Source organism: Rhizobium alarense, assembly GCF_021555155.1.
Lineage (GTDB): Bacteria > Pseudomonadota > Alphaproteobacteria > Rhizobiales > Rhizobiaceae > Rhizobium_D > Rhizobium_D alarense.
Genome location: NZ_JAKGBU010000063.1, coordinates 15,635 through 24,533, shown reverse-complemented (window position 1 = coordinate 24,533; position 8,899 = coordinate 15,635). Strand labels below are relative to the sequence as shown.

Here is an 8,899-nt window from a genome sequence, read left to right as displayed (position 1 = left end):
GGGAGGAGGCGCGGGCCGCGCCGGACCCGGATGATAGCCGATTCGCGGCTGCCGGAAACCCGTCTTGCGGCCGCGGCTCAGATGACCTTCAGCGTCCAGGCGACGATCTCGGCGGTCACGTTCGCCGCTGCGGCGTCGAGCGCCTTGATGAAGGCCGGGTTGCCCGTTCCCGAGACCGACACCGTCGCGGCGAAGGCCTTCTGCGCCCGGACCGTGCCGTTGCGGTCGTTGAGCACCTTGGCGAAGATCTCGACCACGGCGACGTCGGGCCCGTCGGTCCGGACCTCGAAGGCGCGGATGTCGGTCGCGACCTGGTAGTCGATCGCGAGCCCCTCGCCCGGCTTGCCGACGCCGCCGACCGAGCCGGTGTTCTCGAAGGCCTCGACGAGCTTCGCCTGCACCAGCTTCGGCAGCCGGTCGCTCCACTGGGCCTCAGCGAGATACTGGATTTCGGAAACGGTCGGCTTGATGACGACCTGCTCGCTGTTCAGCGCCTTCAGCGCCGACGGTTCGGGCACCAGGATCTGGCGGTTGCGCGCCGACGGCCCCTCGATCACCGGCATCGCGGAGAGACTGAACGTGTCGTTCCGGGCCTGTCCGCCGCCGCAGGACGCAAGCGTCGCCGCAACGAGAACGACGGACGCGAGTCGTCCCGCCGGCAACTCCCGCAATGCACGCAACCCCGAACCCGCCATCTCTACAAAGCCCTGTTTCTCTTCAAGCATTAGCAGCGTGCGGGCATGGTGTCACCGCCGGGAGCCCGCACAAAAGCAGGGCTTCCGCCGCAGGCGGCGTCGCTGTGGAGTTGAGGTCACAGTCTGCACCTCTCACCGGCGTGTACGGCCGTCAAACTGCTTGACGGTCTCGCCCCCGAAGATGAGGCGCTGCGGATTGCGGTCGAAATCCGAAATGGTGCTTTCGAGGCTTAACACCGTGCGCCGCGTGTCGGTGATCAGCGCCTCCACGTCGCGCAGCCCGGAACCCGAGAAGCGCTGCAGGTTGTCGGCGATCGGCCCGATGCGGCCGTTGAGATTGTCGGCCACCTGGCGGAACGAGGTGAGCGTCGCCTTCGCCTCCGCGAAAAGCGATTCCGAATCGCCCTCGCCGAGAAAGCCGTCGAGCTTGGCGAGCACGCCATCGACCCGCGTCGAGGCGGCGTTCAGCTTGTTGGCCATCTGCTGGACGTCGGTGATCGTCTGGTCGATGTCGTCCTCCCGTTCGCCGATGCGGTTGGCAAGGCCGGTGATCGAGGCGATCGCCTTGCGCGCATCCGCGCTTGCCGCGGAGATGTCGTCGACGACGGTTCCGACCTTCTGCGGATCGACGCTGGCGACGAGCGCGTCGATCCGGTCGAGCGAGGCGGTCGCCCGCGTGCCGAAGGCCTGGAAGGTCTGTGCCGCCTGACGGAAGCTGTCCACCGTGCTCTTCACGTCGGACGACGCGTCGGCGAGGTCGCTCGTCACCTTGTCGACATTGCCGACGATATGGTCGATCTTCTCGGCGTCGACCGCTTTGACGAGCGCGTCGATCGACGCCATCGTCGAATCGAGGCGGCCGGACAGGCCGTTGAAGGTTTCGGACAGGCCGCCGACCGACTGCAGGAAGGCGTCGATATTGTCGGAATTGCGCGTCAGCGCGTTGGAAAAGGTCTCCGCGTTGCGGATCGTGTTGGTAAGCGGCCCGCGCGCGTCGGCGACGAAGCCCTGGATGTCGCCGATCGCCGTGTCGGCGCGCTTCAGGATGCTGTCAGCGGTCGCCAGCAGGTTCGTGACACTCGACTGCTCGGCGGTCAGGATCGCGGTGCCGTCCGATTCGAGCGCTTCGCGCAGGATGTTCTGGTCCGTCGTGCTGCCGCCGCTGAGCTCGATATAGGCAGCCCCCGTCAGGCCCTGCACCTCGAGCTTCGCCGAGGTCGTCTGCTTGACCGGGGCGGCGGTCGAGACCTCGGTCAGCGCGATCGAAAAGCGCGGATCGTCCGAATCGATCGCCAGGCTGCGCACCGAGCCCACCGGAATGCCGTTGAAGCGGACCGGCGAGCCGACGCTGAGGCCGTTGGCGGAGCCCGGAATGCGGATCGCGAGCGGCGCCATCTCGCCGTTGCGCCCGTATTGCGACATCCAGTAGACGAAGCCGAAGGCCGCGGCCATGACGAGGATGGTGAAGAAGCCGACGAGGGCGTAGTTGGCTTTGGTTTCCATGTCTTCCCAGTTTCAGTCGCGTCGCCTGTCGGGGCGCGGCCGAACCCCATGAACGGCCGCACCGCGGAAAAGTTTCACCGCACGATCGCCCGTGCCCGCTTGCCCTGGAAATAGGCCTGAACCCATTCGTCGTCGCAGGCGAGCATATCGTCAATCGTGCCCTCGACCAACACCCGCTTCTGCCCGAGCACCGCAATGCGGTCGCAGACGGAAAACAGGCTGTCGAGGTCGTGCGTCACCATATAGACCGTGAGGCCCAGCGTGTCGCGCAGCTTCGCGATCAGTTCGTCGAACTCGGCGGCGCCGATCGGATCGAGGCCCGAGGTCGGCTCGTCGAGAAAGACGAGGTCCGGATCGAGCGCCAGCGCGCGTGCAAGCGCCGCCCGCTTGATCATGCCGCCGGAAAGCTCGGACGGGTATTTTTCCGCCGCCTCCGGCGCAAGGCCGACGAGCTCGATCTTTAGCCGGGCAAGTTCATCCATCATGGCCTTCGGCAGGTCGAGATATTCGCGCATCGGCACCTGGATGTTCTCCAGCACCGTCAGCGATGAAAAGAGCGCGCCGTGCTGGAAGAGCACACCGAGACGCATGTCGAGACGCAGCCGCTCCTCCTCGCTCGCCTTGTCGAAATCGGCGCCGAGGATGTGGATCGAGCCGGAGCGGCGCGGCAGCAGGCGCAGCACCGTGCGCATCAGCACCGACTTGCCCGTGCCGGACGCCCCGACGAAGCCGAGGATCTCGCCGCGGTAGATGTCGAGGTTCAGCTTGTCGAGCACGATCTTGCTGCCGAAGCCGACCGTCAGGTCCTTGACCGAGAGCACGATATCGGCGCCGTTCGCCTTCGTCGTCGTGTCCATTCCGCCCGCTCCCGTCAAAAGTCGATCGCGGCGTAGAACATGGCAAAGAGCCCGTCCACGAGGATCACGACGAAGATGGCCTTCACCACGGAGGTCGTGACGTGGCGGCCGAGCGATTCCGCGCTGCCGCCGACCTTCAGGCCCTCGACGGAGGCGACGATGCCGATGATGAGCGCCATGAACGGCGCCTTGATCATGCCCGAGACGACCGTCGACATGTCGATCGCCTCCTTGAGGCGCGACAGGAACGTGTCCACGGTAATGCCCGAATAGGCCCAGGCGACCAGCGCCGCACCGCCGAGCGCCGCGAAATTGGCGATGACCGTCAGGAGCGGCAGCGCAACCGTCAGCGCCACGAGCCGCGGGAAGACCAGAACGCCGATCGGGCTCAGCCCCATCACCTTCAGCGCGTCGATCTCCTCGCGCATCTTCATCGACCCGATCTCGGCGGTGATCGCGCTGCCGGAGCGGCCGGCGATCATGATGGCGGTGAGCAGCACGCCGATCTCGCGCAGCTGCAGGATGCCGACCAGGTCGACGACGAAGACCTCCGCGCCGAAATAACGGAGCTGGAAGGCACCCTGCTGGGCGATGATGGCGCCGATCAGGAAGGACATCAGCACGATGATCGGCACGGCGCGGACGCCCATGCGGTCGAGCTGATGCACGACGGCGGCCGGCGAAAGGCCGCTGTGCCGCCCGAGCTTGAGCTGCGCGCCGCGCACCGCCGAACCGAGGATATACATCGCGGCGACCAGGTCTTCCCAGATCTCGACCACCGCCTCGCCCGCCGGCGCGAAGAGCCGCTCGAACAGGGTCGGACGCTCGCCGTCGCCCTCGCCCGGCCTCTTCAGCTCTTCCGGCAGCGCCTTGATGAGGTCCGCATAGCGCTCGCCGCCGCCGTCGACGAGGCGCACTGCCTCGCCCGAGCGCTGGCGGTCGGAGATCAGCCGGCGGATCAGCCAGGCGCCGGATGTGTCCATGCCCTCGACGCCGCTGAGATCGACCTGAAGCGGGCCGCCGGCCTTGTCCTTGAGCTCGTCGATCCTGCGGCCGGCCGCAACCGCGGTCTGGTGCCGCCACGCGCCGGTCAGCTTCCATATCTGGCCGGAGCCGCTGCCGTTGTCGGAGACGTCGATGCCGGCGGGGGAAAATGTCGTCGCGCTCAAATCTCTTGCTTCTTCCCGCACTTGACCCAACATGCCCGACTCATACCGGCTCCACCGCCATCTGTCACCGACACAGAATGCGATTGCCCGATTGCAGGCCGGAAAAATTAACATGGACGGACGACCGGCATGCGGCGACAACTCGATGTTTTCAAGGAACGTTTCCCGATCGCCGGCAGCTTCACCATTTCGCGCGGTTCCAAGACCGAGGCCGAGGTGGTCGTGGTCCGCCTGAGCAAGGACGGCGCGAGCGGATGGGGCGAATGCGTGCCCTACCGGCGCTACGGCGAATCGATCGACGGTGTGCTCGCCGCGATCGAAGCCATGCGCGGCGCGCTCGAGGCCGGCCTGTCGCGCGACGACCTGCAGCATGCCATGCCGGCCGGCGCGGCGCGCAACGCCGTGGACTGCGCCCTTTGGGATCTCGAGGCGAAACGCACCGGCCTGCCGGTCGCCGCGGCGATCGGTTTTCCGCAGCCCTCGCCGCTGACGACCGCCTATACGATCTCGCTCGGCGAGCCCGACGTGATGGCGGCGCGGACGGCGGAGCATGCGCACCGGGCCTTGCTGAAGGTCAAGGTCGGGACCGGCGACGACGCAGCGCGCATCCGCGCCGTCCGCCGCGCCGCGCCCGACGCCCGCATCATCCTCGACGCCAACGAGGGCTGGAGCGAGGAAACGCTGACGCACCACCTCGCCGTCTGCGCCGAGAACGGCGTCGCGCTGGTCGAGCAGCCGCTTCCCGCCGGCAGGGATGCGCTGCTCGGCACGATCGTCCGCCCGGTGCCCGTCTGCGCCGACGAAAGCGTGCATCTCGCCGCCGACATCGGCGCGCTCGCCGACCGCTACGACGCGGTCAACATCAAGCTCGACAAGGCGGGCGGCCTCACCCAGGCGCTCGATATCCGGGCCGAGGCCCGGCGCCATGGGCTTTCCGTCATGGTCGGCTGCATGGTCGGCACCTCGCTCGGCATGGCGCCGGCCGTGCTTCTGGCGCAGGACGCCGACGTCGTCGATCTCGACGGTCCGCTGCTGCTTGCCCGCGACCGGGAGCCCGGCCTGCGCTACGAGGCTTCGCTGGTGTTTCCGCCGGAAAGCGCGCTCTGGGGCTGAGCGGCCCGCGCCGCCAGCACGAGAACGAGGCCGCAGCCCGCCACGACGGACATGACATAGAAGCCGCTCACCCCGTACCAGGCATAGGCGTAGCCGGAGGCGAAGGTGGCGAGCGCCATGAAGATGTTGTTGTAGAAGAAGTAGAGCCCCTGCGCCGAGGCCTCCTGCTCTTCCGGCACCCGCTGGATGATCCGGTTCTGAACGCCGATATGGACGCTTGCGAAGGTGAAGGCGTGCAGGCACTGCAGCACGAAATAGCCGGCGAAACCGGGTTCCATCGGATAAAACAGCCAGCGCAGGACCGTGACGGCGCTGCCGGACAGCAGCAGCGTCCAGAGGCTGAAGCGGCGGCGGAGGCGCGTCGCGAAGACAAAGAAGATCACCTCGGCGAAGACGCCGGCGCTCCAGAGCAGGCCGATTTCCGTGCCGCTGAAGCCGCGCCCTGTCCAGTAGATCGCCGAGAAGGCGAAGAGCAGTGCGTGGCTCGCATTGACGAGCGCCGCGCCGGCCAGCATCAGTTGCACGTCGCGCTGCCGGAGCGAGCCAGCCGGCGCCACGGCAAGCGCGGTGATCGGCGACGGACGCCGCGGCTTGCCGATGCGCGGCGTCGTCAGCGCCGCGACGACGGTCAGCACGAAGCCGACCGCCATCGCCGGCAGCACCATGGCGCCGCCGAAGAGACCGGACAGCCAGCCGCCGACCATCGTGGAGGCGATGAAGGCGAGCGAGCCCCAGAAGCGCATGCGGCCATAGTCGAAATTCCAGCGCCGGACGCCGGACAGCGCGATCGACTCGGCAATCGGCACATAGGGCGCGTAGACGGCGCCCTGCAGCGCATAGAGGATGAGCACAGGCCAGAAGCTCTCCGAGACAAAGAGCGCAAGCGCCGTGAGCAGCGAAAGCAGGCTCGACCAGACGAGCACCGTGGCCCGTTCGCCGATCCGGTCGGCGAGAAGCCCGGCCAGCGGCGCCGTGAAGACGCGCAGGATCATCGGCACGGCAAGCACGACGCCGATCTCGAAATCGCTCATCGTCAGCGAATTGAGCCAGACGGGGAAATAGGGCAGCGCGATGCCGTTCACCAGCATCGGGGCGCAGAACAGGATCGCGATGCGCTGCACGAAAAACGGCGGCGCGCCCGCACTGACGACCAGACCCGGTTGGGTATTCATGGAGGAAGACCTGAAGAGAGGATCGCCAATCCCCTATCATGCTGCTCCGGCGCCGCCAATCCGCGAATTCTGACAGGCCCGAATTGTCCGCCGTCAGGCGGCCTCGGCTTCCTTGATCGCGGCGGGCACGGACTGCAGCGGCCCGGCGGCTGCCGCCACCCGTGCAGCCAGGTCCGCCCGCTGCCAGGTGATGAGCTCCATCGACCCGTCGAAATTCTCGGCGATGGCCGTGCAGCTTTCCACCCAGTCGCCGCTGTTGATGTAGCGGATGCCGTCGATTTCGGTGATGACGGCATGGTGGATATGGCCGCAGATCACGCCGTCGGCCTTGTGCCTGCGAGCTTCCTCCGCGACGACGCGCTGGAATTCGCCGATGAAGTTGACGGCGTGCTTGACCTGCAGCTTCGCCCAGGCGGAAAAGGACCAGTAGGGCATGCCGAGACGGCGGCGCACCGCCGCAAGACCGATATTGATGACGATCGCCGCGTCATAGGCCCAGTCGCCGAGATAGGCGAGCAGCCGGGCGTTGCGCACCACCACATCGAACTCGTCGCCGTGCAGGACGAGGTAGCGCTTGCCGTCGGCCGCCTCGTGCATGATCTGCGGCGCGACCTCGATGCCGCCGAAATGGATGCCCGGAAAATCACGCAGGAATTCGTCGTGGTTGCCCGGCACATAGATGATGCGGGTGCCTTTGCGCGCCTTGCGCAGCAGCTTCTGCACCACGTCGTTGGCGCTCTGCGGCCAGTACCAGCTCCGCTTCAGCCGCCAGCCGTCGACGATGTCGCCGATGAGCACGATCGTCCCGGCCTCGTGGTATTTCAGGAAATCCAGCAGGAAGTCCGCCTTGGCGGCCTTGGATCCGAGATGCACGTCGGAAATGAACAGGGTGCGCACCTGCCGCACGGCGGTCGTGTCTGTGCTGAGGGTCATGCCTGAGACGTCTCCGATGGGGCGGCCTCGGCCGGCGGACCGGCCTCTCGCTATGCCCCCCGTGAAAACCAGACTCTTGTTTCAGGAAAATGACACAGCCTCTGGACTACCGGTCTGCGACCGGATTCGACCGTTGCAGCGGCATCGAATTGCCGATTTATGGCGGGCGCACCTTTCATGGCTCCTGCCGGTGGGCTAGAACCGCCGCCAGCCAGATCGCAAGAGGGACAAGACGACGATGAGCACGGGCGAAACTCCCAAGAAGCCGACACCCGCCAGCGGCGACATCGACCAGCAGGCGCTGTTCTTCCACCGCTATCCCCGCCCGGGCAAGCTCGAGATCCAGCCGACGAAGCCGCTCGGCAACCAGCGGGACCTGGCGCTTGCCTATTCGCCGGGCGTTGCCGCCCCGTGCCTCGCGATCCGCGACGATCCGGAAACCGCCGCCGACTACACCTCGCGCGCCAACCTCGTTGCCGTCGTCTCGAACGGCAGCGCCGTGCTCGGCCTCGGCAATATCGGCCCGCTCGCCTCCAAGCCGGTGATGGAGGGCAAGGCCGTGCTCTTCAAGAAGTTCGCCGGCATCGACGTCTTCGACATCGAGATCGACGCCCCTGAAGTCGAGCGCATGGTCGACGTCGTCTCGGCGCTCGAGCCGACCTTCGGCGGCATCAATCTGGAAGACATCAAGGCGCCGGAATGTTTCGAGGTGGAGCGCCGGCTGCGCGAGAAGATGGATATCCCGGTCTTCCACGACGATCAGCACGGCACCGCTATCATCGTCGCCGCGGCCGTTCTGAACGGCCTGGAGCTCGCCGGCAAGGACATTGCCTCGGCAAAGATCGTCGCCTCCGGCGCCGGCGCCGCGGCGCTCGCCTGCCTCAACCTGCTCGTGACGCTCGGCGCGAAAGTCGAGAACATCTGGGTGCACGACCTCGAAGGCCTCGTCTACAGGGGCCGCGACGTGCTGATGGACCAGTGGAAGGCCGTCTACGCGCAGGAGAGCGAGAAACGCCGGCTGTCCGAGACGATCGACGGCGCCGACGTCTTCCTCGGCCTGTCGGCGGCCGGCGTGCTCAAGCCGGAGCTCCTGGTGCGCATGGCCGAGCGGCCGCTCATCATGGCGCTCGCCAATCCGACACCGGAAATCATGCCCGACGAGGCGCGTGCCGCCCGTCCGGACGCGATGATCTGCACCGGCCGCTCGGATTTCCCGAACCAGGTCAACAACGTCCTCTGCTTCCCCTACATCTTCCGCGGCGCGCTCGACTGCGGCGCCCGGACGATCAACGAGGAGATGAAGATGGCGGCGGTGCGCGCCATCGCGGCGCTCGCCCGCGAGGAGGTCTCCGAGGTCGCCGCCCGCGCCTATTCCGGCGAGACGCCGAGCTTCGGCCCGAACTACCTCATCCCCTCGCCCTTCGACCAGCGCCTCATCCTGCGCATCGCGCCGGCCG

The 8,899-nt window shown here is 67.1% G+C and carries 8 protein-coding genes; 2 read left to right on the top strand and 6 right to left on the bottom strand.

Annotation, left to right across the window (positions count from 1 at the left end):
* Positions 1-77: 77 nt before the first annotated feature.
* The 4 genes from LXM94_RS18420 to LXM94_RS18405 all read right to left on the bottom strand — a co-directional run bounded on the left by LXM94_RS18420 (position 78) and on the right by LXM94_RS18405 (position 4,257).
* The gene (locus LXM94_RS18420) at positions 78-695 is read right to left on the bottom strand and encodes an ABC-type transport auxiliary lipoprotein family protein (protein ID WP_235772931.1); all 618 of its coding nucleotides are present in this window, start codon (positions 693-695) and stop codon (positions 78-80) included.
* A gap of 132 nt (positions 696-827) precedes the next feature.
* Positions 828-2,198 carry an MlaD family protein gene (locus tag LXM94_RS18415; protein ID WP_235772928.1) on the bottom strand — a complete coding sequence of 457 codons (1,371 nt, stop codon included), beginning with the start codon at positions 2,196-2,198 and terminating at the stop codon, positions 828-830.
* Between the two features lie 74 nt (positions 2,199-2,272).
* Positions 2,273-3,055, bottom strand: coding sequence for an ABC transporter ATP-binding protein (locus LXM94_RS18410; protein ID WP_235772927.1), 783 nt, complete (start codon positions 3,053-3,055; stop codon positions 2,273-2,275).
* Positions 3,056-3,069: 14 nt separating this feature from the next.
* The gene (locus tag LXM94_RS18405) at positions 3,070-4,257 is read right to left on the bottom strand and encodes an ABC transporter permease (protein WP_235772926.1); all 1,188 of its coding nucleotides are present in this window, start codon (positions 4,255-4,257) and stop codon (positions 3,070-3,072) included.
* A 96-nt stretch (positions 4,258-4,353) separates the two neighbouring features.
* On the opposite strand from LXM94_RS18405, the gene dgcA reads away from it, so the two are divergent.
* Positions 4,354-5,337 (top strand): N-acetyl-D-Glu racemase DgcA, encoded by a 984-nt coding sequence (dgcA, locus tag LXM94_RS18400; protein ID WP_235772925.1) that lies wholly within the window; start codon positions 4,354-4,356, stop codon positions 5,335-5,337.
* Here the strand turns inward: dgcA and LXM94_RS18395 are convergent.
* Complete coding sequence (locus LXM94_RS18395; protein ID WP_235772924.1) at positions 5,289-6,509, bottom strand: MFS transporter; 1,221 nt, start codon at positions 6,507-6,509, stop codon at positions 5,289-5,291. The two genes, dgcA and LXM94_RS18395, sit on opposite strands and share 49 nt — an antisense overlap.
* Before the next feature lie 93 nt (positions 6,510-6,602).
* Positions 6,603-7,442 carry a UDP-2,3-diacylglucosamine diphosphatase gene (locus LXM94_RS18390; RefSeq protein ID WP_235772923.1) on the bottom strand — a complete coding sequence of 280 codons (840 nt, stop codon included), beginning with the start codon at positions 7,440-7,442 and terminating at the stop codon, positions 6,603-6,605.
* A 238-nt stretch (positions 7,443-7,680) separates the two neighbouring features.
* On the opposite strand from LXM94_RS18390, the gene LXM94_RS18385 reads away from it, so the two are divergent.
* The coding region (locus tag LXM94_RS18385) for a malic enzyme-like NAD(P)-binding protein (protein WP_329605626.1) at positions 7,681-8,899 on the top strand (1,219 nt) is incomplete at its 3' end.

What these genes read in the sequence shown, in the direction of transcription:
- LXM94_RS18420 (WP_235772931.1), bottom strand. Translation starts at nt 695, where the DNA reads ATGGCGGGTTCGGGGTTGCGTGCATTGCGGGAGTTGCCGGCGGGACGA.
- LXM94_RS18415 (WP_235772928.1), bottom strand. Translation starts at nt 2,198, where the DNA reads ATGGAAACCAAAGCCAACTACGCCCTCGTCGGCTTCTTCACCATCCTC.
- LXM94_RS18410 (WP_235772927.1), bottom strand. Translation starts at nt 3,055, where the DNA reads ATGGACACGACGACGAAGGCGAACGGCGCCGATATCGTGCTCTCGGTC.
- LXM94_RS18405 (WP_235772926.1), bottom strand. Translation starts at nt 4,257, where the DNA reads ATGTTGGGTCAAGTGCGGGAAGAAGCAAGAGATTTGAGCGCGACGACA.
- dgcA (WP_235772925.1), top strand. Translation starts at nt 4,354, where the DNA reads ATGCGGCGACAACTCGATGTTTTCAAGGAACGTTTCCCGATCGCCGGC.
- LXM94_RS18395 (WP_235772924.1), bottom strand. Translation starts at nt 6,509, where the DNA reads ATGAATACCCAACCGGGTCTGGTCGTCAGTGCGGGCGCGCCGCCGTTT.
- LXM94_RS18390 (WP_235772923.1), bottom strand. Translation starts at nt 7,442, where the DNA reads ATGACCCTCAGCACAGACACGACCGCCGTGCGGCAGGTGCGCACCCTG.